Below are 22,568 nucleotides of genomic sequence, written 5' to 3'. Positions count from 1 at the left end.
CATGTACCGCACGATGTTGAAATCGAAGATCCATCGCGCAACCGTGACACAGGCCGACCTGCACTACGTCGGTTCGGTGACCGTCGACGAGGCGTTGATGGAGGCGGCCGACCTGCTTCCAGGCGAGCAGGTGTCCATTGTGGACATAACGAACGGCGCCCGGCTGGAAACCTATGTCATCAAGGGCGAGCGTGGAAGCGGCGTCATCGGGATCAACGGAGCCGCCGCGCATCTCGTGCATCCCGGCGATCTCGTGATCCTCATCGCCTACGGACACATGGATAGGGCCGAGGCGGTCTCCTACCAGCCGAGGATCGTGTTCGTCGACGCCGACAACCGCATCGTCGACCTCGGGCACGACCCGGCGAGGGCGCCGGGAGGATCGGGTCTCGTCAGTGGGGCCCTTCCTCCGGAAAGCGGCAAGGGGGAGCCGCAGCCGTTCCCCGTCGCCGAGACCGTCGACGCGGCGAAGCTGGATGCTTTGCTGCACGCGGAGAACTAGGTGCTGCTCACCGTCGACGCCGGGAACACGAACATCGCGCTCGGTCTCTACTCGGGAAAGGGCGAGCAGGCCGAGCTGGTGCGCGATTGGCGCATGCGCACCGATACGCGGATGACAGCGGACGAGATGTCGCTGACCGTGCGAGGGCTGCTCGGCAGCTTCGCCGACTCGGTCACCGGCATCAGTGCGCTCTCGACCGTTCCGGCCGTGCTCCGCGAGCTGAGGGTGATGCTGGGCAGGTACTACCCCGACGTGCCGAAGGTCGTCGTCGAACCCGGCGTACGGACCGGTGTCCCGCTGCTCGTCGACAATCCCAAGGAGGTCGGCGCCGACCGGCTCGTCAACACGCTTGCCGCGCACCATCTGCACAACGTGGCGTGCGTCGTCGTGGATTTCGGTACCTCGACCAACGTGGACGCCATTTCGGCGAAGGGCGAATTCCTCGGCGGCGCGTTCGCGCCGGGCATCGAGATCTCCGTCGACGCGCTCGCCTCGCGCGCCGCCGCGTTGCGCACGGTCGAACTCGTGCCCCCGAGGTCGGTCATCGGCAAGAACACCGTCGAGTGCCTTCAGGCCGGGATTCTGTATGGCTTCGCCGGTCAGGTCGATGGGTTGGTGCGCAGGATCGCCGCCGAGCTGTCCTCCGGAGGGACCGAGCCGGTAGAGGTCATCGCGACGGGCGGTCTCGCCCCGCTCGTGCTGAACGAATCGGAGACGATCACCGAGCACGTTCCCGACCTGACCCTGCACGGCTTGCGGCTCGTGTACGAGCGCAACATTCGTTGAGCCGCGCGGTCAGTGCCCTTTCGCCCTCGGTACCGCGGTGACGAGCGGTCGGCGGAACTCCCCGCATCCTTCGTGGTGGAGCACACAAGGACCAACCGGTGTACGGGGCCGGGAAGGTCGTTCGTACCCTATGGCCTCATGAGCGATGTTCCCGAGCGCCCCCAGAACGAGGAAGACCTTCCGGAACAGATGCGGGTGCGCAGGGACAAGCGTGACCGGATTCTGGCCGAGGGTGCCGAACCGTATCCCGTCGAGGTGCCCCGCACCCACACGCTGGCTCAGATCCGCGCTGAGTTCCCCGAACTGCCTGCCGACACGCAGACCGGCGTCGAGGTCGGGGTCACCGGCAGGGTCATGTTCCTCCGCAATACGGGCAAGCTGTGCTTCGCGACGCTGCGCGAGGGTGACGGCACCGAACTACAGGCCATGCTGAGCCTGGCGAAGGTCGGCGAGGAGTCGCTCGCGGCCTGGAAGAGCGACGTCGACCTCGGCGACCACGTCTTCGTGCGCGGTGAGGTCATCACGTCGCGGCGAGGCGAGCTGTCGGTGCTCGCCGAGAGCTGGCAGTTGACGTCCAAGGCGCTGCGCCCGCTACCCGTCGTCCACAAGGAACTCGCGGAGGAGACGCGGATCCGGCAGCGCTACGTCGACCTGATCGTGCGGCCGAAGGCTCGCGACGTGGTGCAGACGCGGGCGACGGTGATGCGCGCGCTCCGCGATTCCTTCCATCGGCGTGGATTCACCGAGGTCGAGACTCCGATGTTGCAGACCTTGCACGGTGGAGCTTCCGCGAGGCCATTCGTCACCCATTCCAATGCCTTTGACTTGGACCTTTACCTCCGCATCGCACCGGAGCTGTATCTCAAGCGATGTGTGGTAGGCGGGATCGAGAAGGTCTTCGAGATCAACCGCAACTTCCGTAATGAGGGCAGCGACTCATCCCATTCGCCTGAGTTCGCGATGCTCGAATACTACGAAGCCTATGCGACCTACGACACAATCGGTGTGTTCACCAGAGAGCTGGTGCAAGAAGCAGCCGAAGCCGCATTTGGTTCACAAGTTGTCACGCTCAATGACGGAACCGAGTACGACCTATCCGGCGAGTGGGCGGCAATGACAATGTACGGCTCGCTGTCGGATGCGCTCGGTGAAGAAGTGACCCCGGAAACGACAGCGGAGAAACTGCACTCCTTCGCCGAAGCCCAGGGGCTGGAAGTCGACCCGAAGCTCGGTCACGGCAAGCTCGTCGAAGAACTGTGGGAACATCTCGTCGGCGATCATCTCCACGCTCCGACATTCGTCCGCGACTTTCCGGTGGAAACGTCCCCGTTGACCAGGCAGCACCGTAGTGTCGACGGGGTTGCCGAGAAATGGGACCTCTACGTCAGGGGATTCGAGCTCGCCACGGGTTACTCGGAGCTGGTCGATCCCGTTGTCGAGCGGGAACGCCTCACTGAGCAGGCAATGCTCGCTGCCAAGGGGGACAGTGAGGCCATGCGGCTCGACGAGGATTTCCTGCGCGCGCTTGAGTACGGAATGCCGCCGAGCGGTGGTGCCGGAATGGGAGTCGACCGCTTGCTGATGGCTCTCACAGGTCTCGGTATCCGGGAAACGATCCTGTTTCCGCTGGTCCGTCCCGAATAGCTTGCCGCGCTATCTCTTTCGGTAGAAGTTGATTTGCCTTTGCTCGTGCCAACAGGTAGTAATGTGTTACGTCAAGACTTTAGACCGGTGTGCAGTCGGCACGCTATCTGCCGCTGGGCTTAAACAGGAGGAAACTGATGGCGCAGAAGGTCCTTGTCTCACTCGTCGATGATCTGGACGGGTCTGAGGCGGAAGAGACCGTAGAGTTCGGGCTTGATGGCGTCAGCTACGAGATCGACCTCTCGACGGATAACGCCGAAGAATTGCGGGACGCGCTTGCCCAGTATGTGGAGCACGCTCGTCGTTCCGGCGGCCGTAAGCGGGGCCCCGTGCGGGCGGGAGCCAAGCAGGCAGGTCGTTCCGCCGCGGTTGATCGGGAACAGAATCAGGCCATTCGTGCGTGGGCGAGGAAGAACGGTTTCGACGTTTCCGACAGGGGGCGTATCCCTTCGGAAGTCGTTGACGCCTATCACCGAAAGAACTGAAATTCGCGTTTCAGTTAATCCGAGGTGGGTCGGATGACCGCGAATTGACTTCACAAGACCGCCTCTCGGCCATCAGGCAGGGAGGCGGTCTTTGTCACTTTTTCCTCAGATCTGGTTTCGGCCGTACGCCGAGGGCGGTGTGCCGATCGCCGCGGTGAAACTCCGCGTGAAATGGGCCTGGTCGCTGTAGCCGAGTGTCGCGGCTAGTGAGGCGCTATGGAGGCCGGGCTCTTCGGCCAGCCGTTTCGCGGCCTCGTTGAGCCGGTAGACCTGGATCGCCCATTTGGGACTGACGCCGACGCAGTCCGTGAACAACCGCTGTAGCGACCGAACCGAAAGCCCGGTCGCCTCGCTGAGCTGACCGACCTTGGTGATCGAAGGGTCGACCGCGATGGCACTGACCGCCTCGCGGGCACGAAGCTCGGAGGAGGTCGGCGTCCGCGCCTTCGTGCACAACAGGGAGTTCGCGAGCGCGACCATCTCACCTGCGTCCTCGTTCGTGAGGATCGCGGCTTCCGTCGCTTTCCCCGCCTCGCCGAACACGGCTTCGAGCGGAACGTGCTTGCCGGGCAACGCCGAGACAGGTCCGGCGAGGAACGAGCGGAAACAGCCCGGATGAAAGCGCACGCCGAGCACGTGTCCTTTGCCGGAGAGCCGGTACGAGAACACATCCTCGCTCGGTGCCCACACCCCGGAAGCCGCGGGACTGAACGAGACGTGCACGGAGAGATTGGGAAGCACCCGCTGCTCGTGGTCCGGCTTGCCGTGAAGGTCCCACCGCACGAGCCAGTAGTACTGAACGAAGGAGCGAAGACTTTCAGCGGGTTCGTGCCTGCTCAGGTCGAACCGGCCTTCCGCGAGGCGTTCGTTCAATATCCCCTGCGGCACCCGTTCCACACTCGTGAGCCTAGGTCGTGACGCGTTTCTTCAAGACAGAGCGGGTGTGCGCCGGTTGTACTTGCCGCATGTCAGAACAAGTACGTGGGGCGCTTCGCTCGGCCGCGGCCGAATTCCACCGCATCGTCGAAGGCATCAGGCCCGATCAGCTCACCGCGCCTACGCCGTGCACCGACTACGACGTGAAGGCACTGTGCAATCACCTTCTTTATTGGGGGCCGAGGCTGGCTTCGGCAGCCAGGAAGCAGCCTCCGCCGGGGGCCGACGGCGGCGAATCCTCCGCCGACCTGGTGCGGTCCGACTGGGCGGAGCGGCTTGGCAAGCAAACGGAGGATCTTCTCGATGCCCTGTCGGCCGACGAGGCGTGGCAGGGCACGACGTCGATGGGAGGGCCGTCGCGGCCCGCTTCGATGATCGGCGCCATGGTGCTGTGTGAACTGGTGCTGCACGGATGGGATCTCGCGAAGGCGACACGACAGCGACCGCCTGATGCTGAGGACGCCGCCGAGGCCATCGAGCGGGTCATGGCCGACATGGCGGAACAGGGAAGGCTGATGAAGGTCTTCGGTGACGAGGTCGCCGTCGGTGCGGCGGCTAGCTCGCTCGAAAAGGCGCTGGGTGCCGCGGGCAGGTCACCTTCGTGGAGCCCGCAGGCGTGACGGATTCAACGGGCGCGCTTACGCAGCCTCGGGCATTCGGCACATTCGTCCTGCTGGGGAAGCAGGTAGCTGAAGCAGCAACTCTCACGCATCCGGCACCAGCCTTTCCCCGCTTCGGTTTCGCCCATGTGCAGGGTCGAGGCCGAGGTCAGTGGTGCGAAACGGGATCCGAGCACGAGCGCGGCGTCGGCGACTCCCGCGCCCTCGTCGCCACCATCGCGTCCCGCCCACCACAGTGACGTGTCGAGCGCGTCGGTGGCCGCGGCCCACAGCATGCGGCTGCCGAGCGGGCTCACCTTCCCGTACGCCCTGACGAACCGGGCCGCGTGCGCCGTGTACCTGGCGCGCAGGATCGCCGCCAGCGCGCGCTCGTCGGCGACGACGGTCGCCTCCGGCCGCGCCGAGCCGGGGTCGAGCGGCAGACAGTAGAAGGAGCCGCCGAGCGCGGCGAGTCCAACCGGCTCCGGCCTTCCGTGGTCGGCTATCCGCACGGCGAGTTCTTCGGGGCGGAGCGAGGGGACCCTGCGCTCGTGGTGGAGCAGCAACGCGCCGAGGTAGGCGGGGACCCTGAGGTACCAGGACATGATGTAGCCGGCGGTGGTCCTGGCGTCCTGCGCTCCGTGTTCCGCGAGTAGCCACGCGCCGAGTCGCCTGCGCCATTCGAGGAAAGTCTCCGGGTTCGCGAGGAGGTCGGAGCATCGCCACCACGACTCGGCCTCCGGCAACGTCGTACGCAGCTCGAACCGATGCTGGAACCTCGCTACCCTCGCCAGCGAGCCGCCGAGGGAGTCGAGATCCGCGCGAATGTGTTGAGCATCACGGAGTGAGCGGTCGACGGCCACGCACTTGCCTCCGCTGGTCCATTCGGGCGATTAGGTCTGCCTTACCTTACTGGTGACGCGCGGCCCGGATGGCGGGGGCACCTCGAACGAGCGATGTCGCCACGCGGGCTGTTCGCGGTGAGCGGACAAGGGCTGCCAACGGAATCCGGAGCGGGGGCTCGGCGTTGTTCCATACGTCAGCAGCCTGCGATAAGAGAGTCGCCCGGCCGGAGAGCGGCCGAAGAAGAGGTGGCTTGCGCGGGGTTGATTCGGGCCTAGTGGTACGCCGACGCGAGCGCATGGCTACTACAGTGGTCTCACGGTGCCGAACTCATCACCGATGGCGAGTACCGGGTGAAGAGATCGGGCCGCCGGCGCAGCAGTCGAGGGAGTGGGAATGTTCGAAAGGTTCACCGACCGCGCGAGGCGGGTGGTTGTCCTGGCCCAGGAAGAGGCCCGGATGCTCAACCACAACTACATCGGCACCGAACACATCCTCCTGGGTCTGATCCATGAGGGTGAAGGTGTCGCCGCCAAGGCGCTCGAATCGTTGGGTATCGCGCTTGAGGGCGTCCGTCAGCAGGTCGAGGAGATCATCGGCCAGGGGCAGCAGGCCCCGAGCGGACACATTCCCTTCACGCCGCGTGCCAAGAAGGTGCTTGAGCTGTCGCTGCGGGAGGCGTTGCAGCTCGGCCACAACTACATCGGCACGGAGCACATCCTGCTCGGCCTGATCCGCGAGGGCGAGGGTGTCGCCGCTCAGGTGCTGGTCAAGCTCGGCGCCGACCTGAACAGGGTTCGCCAGCAGGTGTTGCAGCTGCTGTCCGGCTACCAGGGCAAGGAGCCCGCCGAGGCGGGTAGCGGCCGTGGCGAGGGCACGCCGTCCTCGTCGCTGGTGCTGGACCAGTTCGGTCGCAACCTGACCGCCTCGGCGCGGGAAGGAAAGCTGGACCCGGTCATCGGGCGCAGCAAGGAGATCGAGCGCGTCATGCAGGTGCTCTCGCGGCGCACCAAGAACAACCCGGTGCTGATCGGTGAGCCCGGCGTCGGCAAGACCGCGGTCGTCGAGGGTCTCGCACAGAACATCGTCAAGGGCGAGGTGCCCGAGACGCTCAAGGACAAGCAGCTCTACACACTCGACCTCGGCTCGCTCGTCGCGGGCTCGCGGTACCGCGGTGACTTCGAAGAGCGGCTGAAGAAGGTCCTCAAGGAGATCAAGACCCGCGGCGACATCATCCTGTTCATCGACGAGCTGCACACGCTCGTCGGCGCGGGTGCCGCCGAAGGCGCGATAGACGCCGCGAGCATCCTCAAGCCGATGCTCGCGCGGGGTGAGTTGCAGACCATCGGTGCGACCACCCTTGAGGAGTACCGCAAGTACATCGAGAAGGACGCGGCGCTTGAGCGCCGGTTCCAGCCCATTCAGGTCGGTGAGCCCTCGCTTGAGCACACCATCGAGATCCTGAAGGGGCTGCGCGACCGGTACGAGGCGCACCACAGGGTGTCGATCACCGACTCCGCGCTGGTGGCGGCGGCCACGCTCGCCGACCGCTACATCAACGACCGGTTCCTGCCGGACAAGGCCATCGACCTGATCGACGAGGCCGGTGCGCGGATGCGTATCCGCAGGATGACCGCGCCGCCGGACCTGCGTGAGTTCGACGAGAAGATCGCCGACGTGCGCAGGGACAAGGAATCGGCCATCGACGCGCAGGACTTCGAGCGCGCCGCGCGGCTGCGCGACGAGGAGAAGACCCTGCTCGGCCAGAAGTCCGAGCGCGAGAAGCAGTGGAAGGACGGCGACCTCGACGTCGTCGCCGAGGTCGACGACGAGCAGATCGCCGAGGTGCTCGCCAACTGGACCGGCATCCCGGTCTTCAAGCTCACCGAGGAAGAGACCACCAGGCTGCTGCGGATGGAAGATGAGCTGCACAAGCGGATCATCGGCCAGGAAGACGCGGTCAAGGCGGTTTCGCAGGCGATCCGCAGGACCCGTGCCGGGTTGAAGGACCCGAAGCGGCCTTCGGGATCGTTCATCTTCGCGGGCCCGTCCGGTGTCGGTAAGACCGAGCTGTCGAAGGCGCTGGCCGCCTTCCTGTTCGGCGAGGACGACGCGCTCATCCAGATCGACATGGGCGAGTTCCACGACCGCTACACCGCTTCGCGGCTGTTTGGTGCCCCTCCCGGCTACGTCGGCTACGAAGAGGGCGGGCAGCTCACCGAGAAGGTGCGCCGCAAGCCGTTCTCCGTGGTGCTGTTCGACGAGATCGAGAAGGCGCACCAGGAGATCTACAACACCCTGTTGCAGGTGCTCGAAGACGGCAGGCTCACCGATGGGCAGGGCCGTACGGTCGACTTCAAGAACACCGTGCTGATCTTCACGTCGAACCTGGGTACGCAGGACATCTCCAAGTCCGTGAGCCTGGGCTTCTCTTCGGCCAACGACGACGGGTCGAAGTACGAGAAGATGAAGCAAAAGGTCAACGAGGAGATGAAGAAGCACTTCCGGCCTGAGTTCCTCAACCGGATCGATGACATCATCGTCTTCCACCAATTGACCCGCGACCAGATCATCGAAATGGTCGACCTGATGATCACCAGGGTGGAGACCCAGCTCCGGGGCAAGGACATGGAGCTGGAGCTCACCGACAAGGCCAAGGCGCTGCTGGCCAAGCGCGGGTTCGACCCCGTGCTGGGCGCCCGCCCGCTGCGCAGGACCATCCAGCGCGAGATCGAGGATCAGCTCTCCGAGAAGATCCTCTTCGGCGAGGTCCAGCCGGGTCAGATCATCATCGTCGACGTCGAGAACTGGGAAGTCGACGACGAGCGTGACGACAAGGCCAACTTCACCTTCCGGGGCGAAGCCAAGCCGCTTGACGTCCCCGACGCTCCTCCGGTGAGCATCGGTGCGGCCAGCGGTGAGGAAGCCGGCGAGGCCGAGAACGAGTAAGTAGGCGAGAACAAACGCACCCCCGCGCCTGGAGCGCGGGGGTGCGTTTGTGTGTCCGGGTCGCCCGGTGTGTCGCCCGGGCGGGGGTGGCGCGGCAGCGCGCGGGCGTCGGGGTGCCCAGTGCGTCGAGTTCCGCATCCAGGTCGGCGAGATCCGCGCTCAGGCTGCCGAGATTCGCAGCCAGGTCGGCGAGTTCCGCGCTCAGGCTGCCGAGATTCGCAGCCAGGTCGGCGAGTTCCGCACCCAGGCCGCCGAGTTCCGCGCTCAGGCCAACGAGGTTCGCAGCCAGACCCACACGACCCAACCAGCCGAACGAGGCTGACACCTCCGTGCCGTGACTCGTCAGCCCCCGGTAAGCAGGGCGTCGATGGCACGCAGCGCGGGAAGCGCATCCGCCTCAACGGAAATCCCCCTGCCGTGCCTGACTCCCGCCTCACGCGGGTTGATGCGGATCAACGCGGCACTCGCGGCGCTGGCCAGCTCCGCCTGCCTCCGCACCGTCGGCACCGCGAGTCCGGCACCTATCTCGATGACGACGGCGTCGCGGTGGCTTGCTCTCCACTCGCGAAGCTCGTCGAGCTGACCCTTCGTCCTGTCGGGTATCCAGCCGAGGTCGTCGAACATGAGGATGTTGGGTCGGGCGAGTTCGCCACATCGACGGCAACTCGGCAGCGGCCCTACGGCACGCATCGTGTCGGCGTCGACGCGGACACCGGTGTCGAACGGCCAGATATCCGTCGTGCACCTGGCAAAACACTGGAGATGACGAATCGAGCCGTGAACTTCGGCGACGGACTCGAAGCCGGCCGACTGAAACTGTCCATCCACATTGGACGTAAAGACGCGCACTCCGCCGCGCGTTCCGCCGCCCCACGAGCGCAGCAGCCCGAAGCCCTCATGGGGCGTCGTCGCGCGATACAACGCGTGCCGGTGACCGAAGAAACCCCATGCGAGCTCGGGATCAGCCGCGAAATGCCGTGGATCGGCCAGCTCGTCGAAGCGCAAACCGAGCTTCGCGTAGGGAGGGTAGGCCCGCCAGAAACCTTCCGCTCCACGAAAATCCGGAAGCCCGGAGTCGACGCCCATGCCCGCGCCCGCACAGACGAACAGCGCGTCCGCCGAGTCGATCAGCTCGGCGGCGCGCTGTAGTTGTTCCCTCACTAGGCCTTGGGGCCCGAGCTCTGCACCACCTCGAATTCGAGCAGGCTCGCCCCGCTCGCCACCGGCTTGGCCCGCTCACCCGCGTGTGCCTCGCGTGCGGGACCCTTCGCCCATGCCTGGAAGTGTTCCTCGGTCTCCCACTTCGTGTAGACGAAGTAGCGGTCGTCCCCGGAAACGGGACGCAGCAGCTCGAAGCCGAGGAAACCCGGCTGCGAGTCCACGGCGTGCAGCCTCGCCGCGAAGCGCTTCTCCAGCTCGGGACCTGCGCCTTCGGGGACCTCAATTGCGTTGATCTTCACGACAGCCATGCCACAAGCGTAGGCGTCAGCGGCTGAGCGAACCCGGATAGAGGTGCTCGTCACCCGGCAGCTCGGTGCCGTGGAACCACGCTTGGAAGAACGCGGTGAGATCCGTGCCTGCGACCTCGGATACGTAGGCTTCGAAGTCCAGCCAGCTCGCGTTGCTGTTGCGGTGCTCTTCCGGCCAGCCGGTGAGCACCTTGTCGAACGCCTCCTCGCCGATCGCCCTGCGCAGCGCGTGCATTGCCAGGATGCCCTTGTCGTAGACGCCTTCGAATTCCTTACCGGACCCCATGTCGTAGAGCTGCTGTCCCCAGAACCCACTGTCGGCGCGAAGTTGCTCGACGGTCGCGCGGTACCGGGCGTCGAGGTCGGCGCCCTCCTTGCCTTCCGCCCACAGCCATTGCGAATAACTGGCGAGGCATTCGTTGAGACAGATGTCTGCCCACGACTCGACGGATACCGAGTTGCCGTACCACTGGTGGGCCAGCTCGTGGACGATCGTCTCCAGATCGGCTGAGCGAGTGTAGATCGGCCTGCCCTGCGTCTCCAGCGAATAACCGACGTGCTCACCGAGATAGATGCCGCCTGCCGCGTTGGCCGGATACTCGCCGAACTTGCCGGACAGGAAGTCGATGATCTCACCGACGCGGGCCGCGTCCTCCTTGATGCCCTCCGCGCCGGGAGCGTAGGCGTCGAGCACCGGCGTGCCGTCGGCGAGTCTGCTTTCGTCGACGGTGAACCTGTCGATCGCGAGCACCGTGAGGTAGCTGGCGATCGGGTCGGGTTCGGCCCAGGTCGTCGTCGTCTTCCCCGCTTTGGTCGATTCGCTTTCCTTGCGGCCGATGGAAACCGCGGTCCATTCCTCGGGGACGGTCGCCGTGAGGTGGAAGGCCGCCTTGTCACTCGGGTGTTCGTTGACCGGATACCAGTACGAGGCCGACTGTGGTTCGCCGATCACGAATGCCCCGCCGGAGGCGGTGCGGTGCCAGCCGTTGCCACCGAGCTGGCCTTCGGCCGCCGCGACCGGTTCGCCCGTGTAGCGCACCCTCGTCGTGAACTCGTCACCGCCCGCGAGCGGTTGGTCCGGGGTGATCACCAGTTCGGCATCACCTTCCCTCGCGAACTCCGCTTCCTCGCCGTCGACTTCGACGGAAGCGACGGTGAATCCACGCAGGTCGAGGTTGAACCGTTCGAGGTCTTCCGTCGCCTTGGCTGTCACCGTGGTGTCCCCGTCGAGGATCCCGTTGCCTGGGTTGTAATCGATGGTCACCGCGTAGTCGAGCGCGTCGTAGCCGCCATTGCCGTCGGCGGGGTAATAGGGATCCCCGATGCCGTCGGCGCCTTCGCCCGGTTGCGACGGCGCGGGCGCAGCGTCCTCGCGCGGCGGTTCAGGCGATGAGCATGCGGTTAGGGTGCAGGTGCAGATGAGGCCGCCGAGCAGGACGGTCCGCACGCGGCGGGAGAACATGAACGGAGCCTAGATGCCAGAGTGTGAAGGTGTCATCGAGTTCGGCGGAGAAGGTCGGCCGATCGTGCTCCTCCACGGGCTGATGGGCAGAGCCACCACCTGGTGGCAGACCGCGCGCTGGCTCACCGAATACGGCAGGGTTGTCGGTTTCGACGCGAGGGGACACGGCAGGTCGCCGCGTCGTGGCGGTTGGCGGACCGAGGAATTCGCCGAGGACGTCGCCCAACTGATCACGGACATCGGCGCGGGACCGGCGATCGTGATCGGTCACTCGATGGGAGGACTGCACGCGCTCGTGCTCGCGGCAACAAGGCCCGAATTGGTGACCGCTGTCGTCGTCGAGGACATGGCTCCGGATCAGCGGGGAAGGACCGTCGACGCGTGGCGGGGTTACTTCGAGTCGTGGCCCGTCCCGTTCCGATCGCTCGCGCACGTACGAGAGTTCTTCGGAAGCACCGGCGACTATTTCACCGAATGTGTCGAAGAAAAGCAGGACGGTTACCACCTGATCGCGAATCTCGACGACCTCTACCTGATCGCGCGGGAGTGGGGCCGAAGGGACTACTGGTCCTATGTGGACAAGGTGGAGTGCCCGGTGCTCGTCGTCGAAGCGGAGCACACGTTCATGCCGGAAGGTCAGCAGGCCGAACTGGCGCGCAGGGTGCCAGGAGGGGGAAAGCACCTCGTCGTCGCGGGTGCTGGACACGTCGTGCATGACGACGCTCCACTCGAATACCGAGGCGCGGTCGAGGCGTTCCTCTCCGAGGTTCTAGCCCGCTAACCGCTCCTTGAGCGCCTGCCGGTCGGTGTCCGAGGAGAGCAGCGGCCAGATGTCGGAGCCGAGGAAGGCCCGCTCGTCGGACAGTGTCGCCGCCGAACAACTCGGAACACCAACGCCGTTCGCCTCGGCGAGCGACCGCACAGCCTCGGCCGTCGGTTCGCCGAAGACCCCGTCCACCATGACGTTCGCTCCCCTGGATCGCAGCAGCTCCTGCGCGATCCTGACCTTCTCGCCGCTGTCTCCGGGTTTGAGCAGCGGCCACTCGGTCGGCTGATCCACTTTCACCCCGAGCTCGGCCCCCACGGCGACCCGCAGCTCGGGAAGCCTGCCGTAGAGCACGCCGCCTGGGCACTCCGTCGAGTTGAAATCCCGGTGGCCCTTGATGAACTCGGGCGTGATGCCGTACTGATCGGCCATGTAGGCGACGAGCGAGACGAGCGAGTCCCACAGCGCCTTCGGCACGTCGACCTCGGTGTAGAGCCCCTCGTTTTCGATGCCGACGACCTCGCTGTTGTGGTCCGCGACGTTGGCGCCGAGAACGTGTTGCACCCCGCTGCGAAGGGCGTCGAGACTGTGGTGCCTTCCCTCGGTGATGAACCCGCCCCTGCTGTTGGTGAACTGCTGGCCGCTGTCACCCCAGCCCCGCGTGTCCATGTGGAAAGTCTGAATGTCGCGCGAGATCTTGAAAGCGCGTTCGCGCGAGAAATCGTCGGTGTTTCCCGGTTCTACGGTGTGGTGGACGACGATGTAGGTCGGTGTTCGATCGAGGATGTCGATGGGCTGGTCGGGTTGCCGCGCTCCCCAGACTTCGGTGCCGTGGATGACCGGTGCGGCGACCTTGCGGCCGTCCGCGCTCGCCGGGGTGGCATGCAGTGCGCCGAGCGATCCGATCGCGGTGACCGCGAGCCCTCCCTTGAACAACGCGCGCCGGTCGAATCCTGGCTTCGGGGCCATGGTGATCTCCCTCGCTGTACGGAGGGGAGAAACGCTAACAAAATTCGCGTGCTTTGTGTCAATGTTCCCCGGGAAGGGCGAAATGGCCGTCGGTTGTCTGTTCGACGAGGCCGTCTTCCAACAGGGAATGCAGGCATCGGTCCCGTTGTCCCGATTTGGACCAGACGGCGTCGAGTGCGGTTTTCGCGACCGGTCCGCTCGTATTCCGGAGTACGTCGAGCAGCAGTCCTCTCACCTGGCGGTCGGTTCCCGCGAACTTCTGCACCGGTTTGGCCGGTCCCGAATAGGCCGGTTTACCCGCTCGCTGCCACGCGCACAACCCGGTCAGCGGACAGTCGGCGCAGCGAGGGGAGCGGGCCGTGCACACCAGGGCGCCGAGTTCCATGATGGCGGCGGAGAACCGGGCGGCGGGGGTGTCGGAGCTGGGGAGCAGTGCCTCGACGTCGGCCATGTCGCGGGTGTTCGAAGCGGGGCCCGCGTCGCCCGCACCGTGGACGGCCCTCGCGACGACCCTCCTGACGTTGGTGTCGACGACGGGAGCCCGTTTGCCGTAGGCGAACGCGGCCACGGCTCTTGCCGTGTAGGCGCCGATTCCAGGCAGGGCGAGCAAGGTGTCGACGTCGTCAGGAACCCGGTCGCCGTGCTCGGTCGCGATAGCCGAGGCCGCCGCGTGCAGGCGAAGCGCGCGCCTCGGGTAACCGAGCTTTCCCCACGCTCGCAGAACCTCGCCCTGACTCGCCGAGGCGAGCGAGGAAGGGCGGGGCCAGCGGTCCAGCCATTCCAGCCAGACCGGCTGTACCCTCGCGACCGGTGTTTGTTGCAGCATGATCTCGCTGACCAGCACGCCCCACGGGGTGCACTCGGGGTGCCGCCACGGCAGGTCCCTGCCGTGCTCGTCGAACCAATCGATCAGGATGTCGGCTTCGATGGGCACGCCGGCGAGAGTAGCCGCCAAGGATGTCCTATTCGGCGGGGACCTCGGTGAGCGTGCCCGTGTGCACGTCGTACACGAACCCGCGGACGAGGTCGGTGTGCGGGAGGTACGCGCTGCGCCGGACCCTCCTCACCGACTGCGCGACGGACGCGCTCACGTCGCGGAACGCCTCGACGGCCCAGGTCGGCCGCAGGCCGCCCGCTTCTTCGAGTTCGTCCTTGAAGCTGTCCTCGGTCACCATGCTCAGACCGCAGTTGGTGTGCTGCACGACTAGCACCTCGCGGGTGCCGAGCTTCCGCTGGCTCAGCGCGAGCGAGCGGACCATGTCGTCGGTGACGACGCCGCCCGCGTTCCTCAGCACGTGCGCCTCACCCTGGAGCAGGCCGAAAATCTCGAAGACGCGGATCCGGGCGTCCATGCACGTCAGGATCGCCACGTTGAGCGAGGGGCGGGGCGATGACCGGTCGCCTCGTACCGCGTTGCTGAGTTCGGTATTGCGTTTGAGCAATACGTCGATGGATGTCATGCGTCCATTGGAGCGAGGTGGCTACGCACCGCACAAGATGTTCGGAGAAACGTCACCCCGACCAGGTCGAGTTTGTTGACGCTATGGCCCGAACCAGCGCTCCTCCGCGGTCCTCGGGGGCGCTGAGGTCGTGCCGATCCGCAGCTCGGTCGGCAGCGTGATCACCTTCGGGCTCACCCTGTCGCCAGCCCCGAGCAGCAGCTTGCCCGCAGCCCTTCCCTTTTCGAGAACCGGCTGGTGGACGGTGGTGAGCCCGGCCCTCGTCGCTTCCGAGATGCCGTCGAACCCGGTGATGGTCAGGTCGGCGGGAACTCGCAACCCGCGACGGCCCGCCTCGGCGAGCGCGCCGAGGGCGAGGATGTCCGATGTGCAGATGAGTGCGGTCACGCGGGGGTAGGTGTCGAGCAGTTGCCGTGCGGCGGAAGCCCCGTCGTCGACGGTGTGCTCGAAGCGTTCGACCACCGGCACGGTCTGCCAGTCGACACCGGCCTTGGCGAAGGTGCGAGCGAGTGCGGCGAGCCTCGTGCGCTGCACGTGGTAATGCGCCTGCTCCTGGCGCTCGACCGAGACGAAACCGTCGTTGCGGTCGCGGGCAAGCCGCATGCACAGCACGCCGACCTGGCGGTGACCGAGGTCGACGAGATGGCTCGCGAGCGTCGTCGTGGCGTTGTCGTCGTCGGGGCCGACCCTGTCGATGCCGTCGACCTGGGGTTGGTCGACGATCACGGTGGGAACCGGTCGTTGCAGGACGGCGGCGAGGTGAGGGTCGTCGTCGGGAACGGAGTACACGACGAAACCGTCGACACCGGCACGGTGCACGGCGGCGAGGTCTTCCCTTCCGGGGCTCGCGGGGACGAGATGCAGCCCGACGCCGGCGTCCTCGCAGGCCAGCGCGAGTCCTTCGAGGACACCGACGGCCGCGGGATCGCGAAAGGCGTAGGAGAGGTTCTCGGTGAGCAGCAGGCCCACGGCGCCTGCCTTGCGAGTGCGAAGCGAGCGGGCGACCGGGTCGGGGCCGGGGTAGCCGAGCCTGCGAGCCGTCTCAAGCACCCGTCTGCGTAGTTCGGGGGAGAGTTGGTCCGGCCGGTTGTAGGCATTCGACACGGTTGTCCTGGACACGCCCAATTCGGCGGCCAGCGATGCGAGCGTTGCCTGCCGCCTGGTTCGTATCGGCCGGTTCATGAACAAACCGTAACGGTTCAGAAGCGGATGCAGAAGTTCCGCCCTCTCTCCCGTCACGTCGCACGTTCCGTCGTGATGCGTATCGCGCGGTCGTGGGATCCGGCACTCGTTGGGGGTACGCTTTAGACGACAATGGTTTCCATTATCTACACTCCCTGTCATTACGAGGAATTGCTGAGTGAGGATGTCGATGAACGCTTCGCGCGGGAGACGGCTGCTGGTCGCGGTCCCGATGGTCACAGGGCTGCTCGCGGCCGTCGCCGCATGCGGGAGCGGCGAGGACGGCGGTGCCGCTGACGGCCGGATCGCGGTGATCGCCTCCACCAACGTATGGGGCAGCGTCGCGGCCGCCGTCGGAGGCGACAAGGTCGCCATCACCTCGATCATCGACGATCCCAGCGCCGATCCGCACTCCTACCAGGCAACCGCCGCCGACGCTGCCGAGGTCACCACTGCCGACGTGCTCGTCTCCAACGGCGGCGGCTACGACGACTTCTTCACCAAGATGGCTGAACAGGCTCCCGAGGCGAAGTCCGTCGTCGCGGTCGCCGACTCCGAGGAGGGCCACGACCACGACCACGGGCATGACCACGGGCACGAGCATGGTGAGGGCAACGAGCACGTCTGGTACGACCTGACCACGGTCGGCGAGGTCGCCGACCAGCTCGCCGCGAGCTTCGGCGAGGTCGACCCGGGAGCCAAGCAGGAATTCGCCGACAACGCCGCCGCGTTCAAGGGCGAGCTCGACGAGCTGAACCAGAGCCTCACCCGGATCGGTGATGAACATGACGGCACCAAGGTCGTCGCCACCGAGCCCGTCGCGCACTACCTGCTCGAATCGGCGCACATCGAAGACATCACCCCACCCGATTTCGCGAACGCCATCGAGAACGAGACCGACGTACCCGTCGCGGCTCAGGAGGAGATGAGCCAGCTTGTCACGGGCAAGCAGGTCGCGGCCGTCGTCAACAACGAACAGACGGTCACGCCGGTGACGACGAAGATCACCGACCAGGCCAAGAGCGCGGGCGTGCCGGTCGTGAACCTGACCGAGACACTTCCCGAAGGAGTCACCGACTACATTTCGTGGATGAGTGGTCAGATTGACGCGTTGTCGGGAGCCCTGAACACCTAGATGAGCCAACCCAGCCTGCCGGTCGAGATCGGGGAAGCGGCGTTGCGCTTCGGCGAGCGCACCCTGTGGTCCGGGCTCGACCTCAAGGTCGAGCCCGGCGAATTCCTCGCCGTGCTCGGACCCAACGGCTCGGGAAAAACCAGCTTGCTCAGGGTGTTGCTCGGGCTCAACTCGCTGAGCGAGGGCAAGGTCAGTGTCGTGGGAAGGCCGCCGGGCAGGGGCAACAACAAGGTCGGCTACATCCCGCAGCAGCGCGCGATGGACGAGGCGCTCACGCTGCGCGGTACCGACCTCGTCGGTCTCGGTCTCGACGGGCATCACTGGGGCGTCGGCCTGAGAGGTATGGGTGCGCGGCGGCGCAAGGTCGATGCCGCTGTCGCCTCCGTCGGTGCCGAGTCCTATGCCACCTCTCCTGTCGGCAGGCTCTCCGGAGGCGAACAGCAGCGGCTACGTGTCGCGCAGGCTCTCATCGGCGAGCCGGAACTGCTGTTGTGCGACGAACCGCTCGCCTCGCTCGACCTCACCCACCAGCGCATCGTCAGCGAGCTCATCGACAAGCGGCGCAGGGAAGCCGAAACGGCCGTCCTCTTCGTCACCCACGAGATCAATCCGATCCTGTCCTATGTGGATCGAGTGCTCTACCTGGTCAACGGTCAATTCAGGATCGGCAAGCCGGACGAGGTGATGAACTCGGCCACGCTGTCCGAACTGTACGGAGCGAAGATCGAGGTCATCAAGGTCGGCGGGCAGATCCACGTCGCGGGCACCCAGAGCGCCCTCTGCGAGGACCAGGTGCATCACCACGCTGACGAACGGGTGCATTGACCGGCATGGACAAGCTGTTCGACTTCGAACTCACGGCGAAACTGCTCGGCATCGACTTCGTGCAGACGGCGCTGCTCGCCGCGGCCGTACTCGGCCTCGTCGCCGGTGTGCTCGGCCCGCTGATCGTGATGCGCCGCATGTCCTTCGCCGTGCACGGGACGGCGGAACTGGCCTTCACCGGTGCCGCCGCCGCGTTGCTCATCGGTATCGGCGTGAGCTACGGCGCGCTCGCAGGGGCCGTGATCGCGGCACTCCTGCTCGGGCTGCTCGGCGGGAGGGAGTCCGATCGCGACTCGGTCATCGGCGTCATCCTCTCGTTCGGACTCGGCCTCGGTGTGCTGCTGCTGTGGTACTACCCGGGAAGGGCCTCGAACAAGTTCGGCATCCTCGTCGGACAGATCGTCGCCGTCGACAGCACCGATGTCACAGTGCTCGTCATCTCCTCCGTTGTGGTGCTCGCCGTACTCGCGCTGATCTACCGGCCGCTGCTGTTCGCGACCGTCGACCCCGCCGTCGCGACGGCGCGGGGCGTGCCCGTTCGCCTGCTCTCCCCTGTCTTCGCCGTGCTCGTGGGCATCGCGACCGCGCTCGGCGTGCAGATCGTGGGCGCGTTGCTCGTCGTCGCGCTCATGGTGACCCCCGCGGCCGCTGCCGCGAGAGTGACGGCGAGCCCGTGGAAGGCAACGGTGCTTGCCGTCGTCTTCGCCGAGGTAGCCGCGCTCGGCGGCATCATCCTCTCGCTTGCCCCTGGTGCGCCGGTGAGTTTCTTCGTCACCGCCATCTCGTTCCTGATCTATCTCGTGTGCAGAAGCATCGCGTACTTCCGGGGGCGCACACGGAAAGAACCGGTCAGCGAACCGGCCGCGCTGCCATCGCCTTCCGCACCTGGTCGATGAACCCCTGATCGGTGAAGGGCAGGTTGCCGCCGGCGACCGAGCGCTCGATCGCTTGGACGACAACGACTTCCGAGTCGACGAACGCGTCGATCGTGGTCGTCATGTTGTCCCCCATGGAGGGGTAACCGAGGATGGTCAGGTCACTGAAACCGGCGGGGAGATAGCTGGAAGACGCCGCCGTGAACGAGTCGCCGAAGATGAGTGTCCGGTCGTTGACGGTCGCGTCGATGGGCTCGGCGGTGAGGTGCGTCGGAGCGTCCAGGTTGGTCAGCTGGTTCCTGGTGCGGTCGTTGACGCCGTCAGGCCGCAGGTTGTACGTGAGCGTGAACTTGTCCTCGGTCCGGCCGAGCAGCCGGGCAAGGTCGGCCATGCCGATACCCCAACCGCCTCCCTGGCTCTGCCACGTCGCTGACACACCCGGCTGGATCGCCTCCGCGATTTCCCTTGTCATCACGATGGAACCTTCGTCGGTCCAGTGCGAGTCGTTGGGGTAGTACACGGGTTTGCCGAGCACGCTTTCCGCCTGCGCGAGTCTCCCTCGCAGGTCGAGCGCCGACGTCTGCTGACCGACGAGCCGCCAGAACTCCCGGCCGGCCGGGATGGCGCAATCCTTGCCCGCGTAGTCGTCCGGCAGGTTTTGCGGGACCATCGTCGCCTTGTCGGGTACGACCACGAACACGAATCGCCGCCCCGAGTCCTCGACCGCGCCGCGCAGCTCATCCACCTTGCCGAGTGTTTCGGCGAAAGGGCGATTGGGTGAGCATTTGCCGTCGACGTCGTAGCCGTAGTAGAGCCAGCCGTTCTTGCCCTCGATGACCCTCCGGTAGCCCTGTTCGGCCTCCGTGGTGCCCGGCTGAGACGGGCTTTCCGTGCTCGACGTCGGCGGTGCGTCTCCCGGCAGCGGTCCGGAGTTGCCTGGGCCGCCCTGATCGAGCGGGGCGGGCTCGCCGAAGAACGTCCTGCTGATCGCGTCGGCCGCCTCGATGGCACCGGCCCTGAACACGAGCTGGTCGGTCGCCCACGTCGGCAGGTCGGTGAAGAACGCCCAGCCGCTGGTGATGCCGGGAAACCCGGCCAGCTCGTGGTTCTCGATCTCGGCAGGCCGTGCGCCGAACACCCACATCAGGTTGGGCGCGAGGAAGAACACCAGCGCACTGATCAGCGCGACGAGTTGCCTTCCACCGTGCCGGGGCCGGTGTAGGGCGTGTTCCCTCGGTAACCATGCCTCGTGCACGGCGGGGAGGTCGCGCTGCGGGTTGGACACGCTCTCACGTTAGTCATCGCACTGCTCGCTCAGTGCAGCATCAGCAGAACCTGCAGCTCACCGACGATGAACCCGATCACACCGCCCACGACGATGAGCTTCCACTCGTCCTGCCGGAACGCGGGCCGGAGCAGGCCCTCGTATTCGACCGGCGTCAGCCGCATCATGCGTTCCTCGACCATGTTGGCCACGTCCATCGCCTTGGTCAGATAGCCCTCGGCGTGTGAGGCCGTTTCGGGAAGCCGCTCGATCGCCTTCGTGCCTGCCGCCGCCTTCATCTCTTCAAGGCGCTGACTGCCGATGGCCATGGTCACCAGTGGTTTTGCCGCGTTGGCCTGCTGGTCGATGCTGTCGGCGACCATCCTGCGGATCATCGCGTACAACCGGTCGGAGCGAGGTCCGCGCAGCAGCGCGTCCATCAGGTTCGGCACCGTGAGTACTTCGCGGGCGATCAGCTCCCCGTACTGCTTTGCCACCTCTGCCCTGCGGCGCTGGAACTTGCCCTGCACCGTGAAGCGGCGGAACAGCTTGATCGGCTCGCGTGGCACGAAGATCAATTTGATGGCGAGCCAATCGGTGAGCAGACCGATGCACGCACCGAAAATGGGCATGACCAGCGGTTCCTTGGTGAGCGCCCAGATGATCGACTGCACGATGCCGAGTACGAACCCGAAGTAGATGCCTGATCGCGCGATGAACGCCATCTCCGGCCGGGACGTCTCCCTGATCAACTTGACGAGCAGGGCCTTGTCCTTGGTGAGCCGCTGCACCGTCATGTGCTTGACGTCGAGAATGTCGTCGAGGTTGGCACGCAGCTCGTCCATGAGCTGGCGCACGAGCTGGGGCGACGACGCCTGGAGCTGCTTGATGATCAGCTCCCGCACCATCGGCGGCATTCGTTCCCACGCCCGGGGATGACATTGGATCGCGACGTCCCTCGCGATCTCGTCGACGGCCCGCAGCAGCGGCTGCTCGACTTCCTTCGCGATGCGTTCCGGGTCGATCCGGTCGAAGACGTCCCTGATGTCGAGCAGGTTCTTGGTCAGCAGGTCGGTCGCGATGGCCGCCATCCGGCCGCCGTGCCTCGGCACGACGCCCTGCCAGCCGAGAAAAGTTCCCTTGATGCCGACCCACTCAAGTGGCCGAAACATCATCTCGATTGCCACACGCTTGGTGACATAACCGATCAACGCTGCGACGAACGGGATCGCCGCGTACAACGGCCAGTGCCGCGCGAGGTCGTCGAGGACCGCGTCCACAACCGGACCTCCTCCCTCGATCACCGCAATCATGCGTGCGCCGCCGCACCGGCGCCATGGCCGTCCACCTGCTCGGGTGTCGCGCTGACCAGGCGGAACGGCCTGCTCCGCGTGGCGTTCCGCCCAGGACGACGCCGCGCTCAACGCACAGTATCGGGCCGAGCGAGAATGCGTCCGTTCGGAGGTATGGGATTCCGCCTGTGGACTCATTAAGGTTGCCGGATGGCAGAAGCCGGAGCACCCCCGAACCCCAACAAGTCAACCCAGTTCACCACCGTTTTTCGCGGCTACGATCAGGTTCAGGTCGACGAACATCTGAAGAAGCTGTCCAAGGATTACAAGCAGACCGCGCGAAGCAGGGACGAGGCCACCGCGGCGGTCTCCGATCTCACGAAGGCTCTGAGCTACGCCCAGCAGGAGCTGTCAGAGGCCAAGGCCGCGCTGACGAGAATGGTCGAGGACCCGGCAGGGCCGGCGGCCATGAGCGAGCGGGTCAAGACGATGATGCGCCTCGCCGAGGAGGAGATCTCGGACCTGCGGCAGAAGGCCGAGGCCGACGCATCCGACACGCGCGCCGCCGCCGACGCCTACGCCGACAAGACCAGGGAGAAGGCTCGCGCGGACGCCGAGGAATTCGCGAAGCAGGCCGAGCAGCGGCGAGAAGAACTCGATCAGGAGGCCGGACAGCGCAGGGCCGCCGCCGAGAAGCAGTCCGCCGACAACATCGCCGCCGCGGAGCAGGCTTCCGCGACGAAGGTCGCCGACAACGAGAAGGTCTCCGCCGACAGGATCGCCGCGGCCGAGAAGTCCTCGCAGGAGAAGATCGTCGCGGCCGAGAAGACCTCCGCCGAGGAGATCGCGGCGCTGAAGGGCGAGGCCGAGAAGTACGCCGCCGACCTGAAGGCCACTACCAAGGCCCGCACCGACGAGCTGATCGCCGACGCGGAGGCCAAGCTCGCCGAGGCGACGACCATGAGGTCCGAGTCGATTGAGCTGCGCAACCGGGTCGCGGAGCGGCTCGCCGCCAGTCACACCGCGCTCCAGGACGCCCTTGAACGGCTCGGCCCGCCGCCGGAGGCCGAGATGGAGGCAGCGGCAGCCGCGAAGAAGTCAGCGAAGCAGCCGGCCTGAGTTGTC

At 66.0% G+C, this 22,568-nt stretch carries 23 protein-coding genes; 12 read left to right on the top strand and 11 right to left on the bottom strand.

The window, feature by feature from the left end:
• Position 1: 1 nt before the first annotated feature.
• The 4 genes from panD to BAY61_RS29065 all read left to right on the top strand — a co-directional run bounded on the left by panD (position 2) and on the right by BAY61_RS29065 (position 3,417).
• The gene (gene panD, locus BAY61_RS29080; RefSeq protein WP_091802966.1) at positions 2-502 is read left to right on the top strand and encodes an aspartate 1-decarboxylase; all 501 of its coding nucleotides are present in this window, start codon (positions 2-4) and stop codon (positions 500-502) included.
• On the top strand, positions 503-1,288 hold the full coding sequence (locus BAY61_RS29075) for a type III pantothenate kinase (RefSeq protein ID WP_091802969.1): 786 nt from the start codon (positions 503-505) through the stop codon (positions 1,286-1,288).
• Positions 1,289-1,426: 138 nt separating this feature from the next.
• A complete protein-coding gene (gene lysS, locus BAY61_RS29070; RefSeq protein ID WP_091802972.1) occupies positions 1,427-2,932 on the top strand; it encodes a lysine--tRNA ligase in 1,506 nt (501 codons plus the stop codon).
• A 137-nt stretch (positions 2,933-3,069) separates the two neighbouring features.
• On the top strand, positions 3,070-3,417 hold the full coding sequence (locus BAY61_RS29065) for a histone-like nucleoid-structuring protein Lsr2 (RefSeq protein ID WP_091802975.1): 348 nt from the start codon (positions 3,070-3,072) through the stop codon (positions 3,415-3,417).
• A 105-nt stretch (positions 3,418-3,522) separates the two neighbouring features.
• Here BAY61_RS29065 and BAY61_RS29060 read toward each other — a convergent pair whose 3' ends face one another.
• Positions 3,523-4,314, bottom strand: coding sequence for an AraC family transcriptional regulator (locus tag BAY61_RS29060; RefSeq protein WP_091802977.1), 792 nt, complete (start codon positions 4,312-4,314; stop codon positions 3,523-3,525).
• Positions 4,315-4,382: 68 nt separating this feature from the next.
• On the opposite strand from BAY61_RS29060, the gene BAY61_RS29055 reads away from it, so the two are divergent.
• Positions 4,383-4,973 carry a TIGR03086 family metal-binding protein gene (locus BAY61_RS29055; protein ID WP_091802980.1) on the top strand — a complete coding sequence of 197 codons (591 nt, stop codon included), beginning with the start codon at positions 4,383-4,385 and terminating at the stop codon, positions 4,971-4,973.
• 5 nt (positions 4,974-4,978) lie between these two features.
• On the opposite strand, the gene BAY61_RS29050 is transcribed toward BAY61_RS29055, so the two are convergent.
• Positions 4,979-5,815 carry a (2Fe-2S)-binding protein gene (locus BAY61_RS29050; protein WP_091802983.1) on the bottom strand — a complete coding sequence of 279 codons (837 nt, stop codon included), beginning with the start codon at positions 5,813-5,815 and terminating at the stop codon, positions 4,979-4,981.
• 376 nt (positions 5,816-6,191) lie between these two features.
• On the opposite strand from BAY61_RS29050, the gene BAY61_RS29045 reads away from it, so the two are divergent.
• Both BAY61_RS29045 and BAY61_RS29040 read left to right on the top strand, forming a co-directional pair.
• Positions 6,192-8,744 carry an ATP-dependent Clp protease ATP-binding subunit gene (locus BAY61_RS29045; protein ID WP_091802986.1) on the top strand — a complete coding sequence of 851 codons (2,553 nt, stop codon included), beginning with the start codon at positions 6,192-6,194 and terminating at the stop codon, positions 8,742-8,744.
• 67 nt (positions 8,745-8,811) lie between these two features.
• Positions 8,812-9,066, top strand: coding sequence for a hypothetical protein (locus tag BAY61_RS29040; RefSeq protein WP_091802989.1), 255 nt, complete (start codon positions 8,812-8,814; stop codon positions 9,064-9,066).
• 20 nt (positions 9,067-9,086) lie between these two features.
• On the opposite strand, the gene BAY61_RS29035 is transcribed toward BAY61_RS29040, so the two are convergent.
• Genes BAY61_RS29035 through BAY61_RS29025 form a run of 3 tightly spaced genes read right to left on the bottom strand, consistent with a single transcriptional unit; the run spans position 9,087 to position 11,675 of the window.
• Positions 9,087-9,905: an SIR2 family NAD-dependent protein deacylase gene (locus BAY61_RS29035; protein WP_245865523.1), complete on the bottom strand. Its 819-nt coding sequence runs from the start codon at positions 9,903-9,905 to the stop codon at positions 9,087-9,089.
• Positions 9,905-10,213: an antibiotic biosynthesis monooxygenase family protein gene (locus BAY61_RS29030; protein ID WP_091802992.1), complete on the bottom strand. Its 309-nt coding sequence runs from the start codon at positions 10,211-10,213 to the stop codon at positions 9,905-9,907. Before BAY61_RS29030 ends, BAY61_RS29035 begins: the two co-directional genes overlap by 1 nt.
• Before the next feature lie 16 nt (positions 10,214-10,229).
• Positions 10,230-11,675: a M1 family metallopeptidase gene (locus BAY61_RS29025; protein ID WP_091802994.1), complete on the bottom strand. Its 1,446-nt coding sequence runs from the start codon at positions 11,673-11,675 to the stop codon at positions 10,230-10,232.
• 13 nt (positions 11,676-11,688) lie between these two features.
• Between BAY61_RS29025 and BAY61_RS29020 the strand changes: the two genes are divergently transcribed.
• Entirely contained in the window at positions 11,689-12,456 is a 768-nt protein-coding gene (locus BAY61_RS29020; protein ID WP_091802996.1) for an alpha/beta fold hydrolase, read from the top strand.
• Here the strand turns inward: BAY61_RS29020 and BAY61_RS29015 are convergent.
• The 4 genes from BAY61_RS29015 to BAY61_RS29000 all read right to left on the bottom strand — a co-directional run bounded on the left by BAY61_RS29015 (position 12,445) and on the right by BAY61_RS29000 (position 16,052).
• A complete protein-coding gene (locus BAY61_RS29015) occupies positions 12,445-13,410 on the bottom strand; it encodes a peptidoglycan recognition protein family protein (protein WP_091802998.1) in 966 nt (321 codons plus the stop codon). The genes BAY61_RS29020 and BAY61_RS29015 overlap by 12 nt on opposite strands.
• Positions 13,411-13,468: 58 nt before the next feature.
• The gene (locus BAY61_RS29010; RefSeq protein WP_420848791.1) at positions 13,469-14,338 is read right to left on the bottom strand and encodes an HhH-GPD family protein; all 870 of its coding nucleotides are present in this window, start codon (positions 14,336-14,338) and stop codon (positions 13,469-13,471) included.
• Positions 14,339-14,372: 34 nt separating this feature from the next.
• Positions 14,373-14,870, bottom strand: coding sequence for a beta-class carbonic anhydrase (locus BAY61_RS29005; RefSeq protein WP_091803002.1), 498 nt, complete (start codon positions 14,868-14,870; stop codon positions 14,373-14,375).
• Between the two features lie 81 nt (positions 14,871-14,951).
• Positions 14,952-16,052 (bottom strand): LacI family DNA-binding transcriptional regulator, encoded by a 1,101-nt coding sequence (locus BAY61_RS29000; protein WP_091803854.1) that lies wholly within the window; start codon positions 16,050-16,052, stop codon positions 14,952-14,954.
• A gap of 190 nt (positions 16,053-16,242) precedes the next feature.
• Here BAY61_RS29000 and BAY61_RS28995 point away from each other — a divergent pair, with 190 nt between their 5' ends.
• From BAY61_RS28995 to BAY61_RS28985, 3 genes are read left to right on the top strand one after another with little or no spacing between them, the layout of a single operon-like run.
• Entirely contained in the window at positions 16,243-17,187 is a 945-nt protein-coding gene (locus BAY61_RS28995; protein ID WP_091803857.1) for a metal ABC transporter solute-binding protein, Zn/Mn family, read from the top strand.
• Positions 17,188-18,012 (top strand): metal ABC transporter ATP-binding protein, encoded by an 825-nt coding sequence (locus BAY61_RS28990; RefSeq protein ID WP_091803003.1) that lies wholly within the window; start codon positions 17,188-17,190, stop codon positions 18,010-18,012.
• Between the two features lie 5 nt (positions 18,013-18,017).
• Entirely contained in the window at positions 18,018-18,908 is an 891-nt protein-coding gene (locus tag BAY61_RS28985) for a metal ABC transporter permease (RefSeq protein WP_091803005.1), read from the top strand.
• Here the strand turns inward: BAY61_RS28985 and BAY61_RS28980 are convergent.
• Together BAY61_RS28980 and BAY61_RS28975 are read right to left on the bottom strand one after the other, a co-directional pair.
• Positions 18,862-20,172 carry an alginate O-acetyltransferase AlgX-related protein gene (locus BAY61_RS28980; protein WP_091803007.1) on the bottom strand — a complete coding sequence of 437 codons (1,311 nt, stop codon included), beginning with the start codon at positions 20,170-20,172 and terminating at the stop codon, positions 18,862-18,864. The two genes, BAY61_RS28985 and BAY61_RS28980, sit on opposite strands and share 47 nt — an antisense overlap.
• Positions 20,173-20,201: 29 nt before the next feature.
• Positions 20,202-21,431, bottom strand: a complete 1,230-nt coding sequence (locus BAY61_RS28975; RefSeq protein ID WP_091803860.1) for a DUF445 domain-containing protein — start codon at positions 21,429-21,431, stop codon at positions 20,202-20,204.
• Between the two features lie 222 nt (positions 21,432-21,653).
• On the opposite strand from BAY61_RS28975, the gene BAY61_RS28970 reads away from it, so the two are divergent.
• A complete protein-coding gene (locus tag BAY61_RS28970; RefSeq protein ID WP_091803010.1) occupies positions 21,654-22,562 on the top strand; it encodes a DivIVA domain-containing protein in 909 nt (302 codons plus the stop codon).
• Positions 22,563-22,568 lie beyond the last annotated feature (6 nt).

Origin of the sequence: Prauserella marina, from assembly GCF_002240355.1 — a bacterium.
GTDB classification, from domain to species: domain Bacteria; phylum Actinomycetota; class Actinomycetes; order Mycobacteriales; family Pseudonocardiaceae; genus Prauserella_A; species Prauserella_A marina.
Note: the sequence above shows the minus strand (reverse complement) of the source record. Positions and strands in the feature narration are given on the sequence as shown.

Coding starts and splice junctions, on each gene's coding strand:
- panD (WP_091802966.1), top strand. CDS start 2: ATGTACCGCACGATGTTGAAATCGAAGATCCATCGCGCAACCGTGACA.
- lysS (WP_091802972.1), top strand. CDS start 1,427: ATGAGCGATGTTCCCGAGCGCCCCCAGAACGAGGAAGACCTTCCGGAA.
- BAY61_RS29065 (WP_091802975.1), top strand. CDS start 3,070: ATGGCGCAGAAGGTCCTTGTCTCACTCGTCGATGATCTGGACGGGTCT.
- BAY61_RS29055 (WP_091802980.1), top strand. CDS start 4,383: ATGTCAGAACAAGTACGTGGGGCGCTTCGCTCGGCCGCGGCCGAATTC.
- BAY61_RS29045 (WP_091802986.1), top strand. CDS start 6,192: ATGTTCGAAAGGTTCACCGACCGCGCGAGGCGGGTGGTTGTCCTGGCC.
- BAY61_RS29030 (WP_091802992.1), bottom strand. CDS start 10,213: ATGGCTGTCGTGAAGATCAACGCAATTGAGGTCCCCGAAGGCGCAGGT.
- BAY61_RS29025 (WP_091802994.1), bottom strand. CDS start 11,675: ATGTTCTCCCGCCGCGTGCGGACCGTCCTGCTCGGCGGCCTCATCTGC.
- BAY61_RS29020 (WP_091802996.1), top strand. CDS start 11,689: ATGCCAGAGTGTGAAGGTGTCATCGAGTTCGGCGGAGAAGGTCGGCCG.
- BAY61_RS29015 (WP_091802998.1), bottom strand. CDS start 13,410: ATGGCCCCGAAGCCAGGATTCGACCGGCGCGCGTTGTTCAAGGGAGGG.
- BAY61_RS29005 (WP_091803002.1), bottom strand. CDS start 14,870: ATGACATCCATCGACGTATTGCTCAAACGCAATACCGAACTCAGCAAC.
- BAY61_RS29000 (WP_091803854.1), bottom strand. CDS start 16,052: ATGAACCGGCCGATACGAACCAGGCGGCAGGCAACGCTCGCATCGCTG.
- BAY61_RS28995 (WP_091803857.1), top strand. CDS start 16,243: ATGAACGCTTCGCGCGGGAGACGGCTGCTGGTCGCGGTCCCGATGGTC.
- BAY61_RS28990 (WP_091803003.1), top strand. CDS start 17,188: ATGAGCCAACCCAGCCTGCCGGTCGAGATCGGGGAAGCGGCGTTGCGC.
- BAY61_RS28985 (WP_091803005.1), top strand. CDS start 18,018: ATGGACAAGCTGTTCGACTTCGAACTCACGGCGAAACTGCTCGGCATC.
- BAY61_RS28970 (WP_091803010.1), top strand. CDS start 21,654: ATGGCAGAAGCCGGAGCACCCCCGAACCCCAACAAGTCAACCCAGTTC.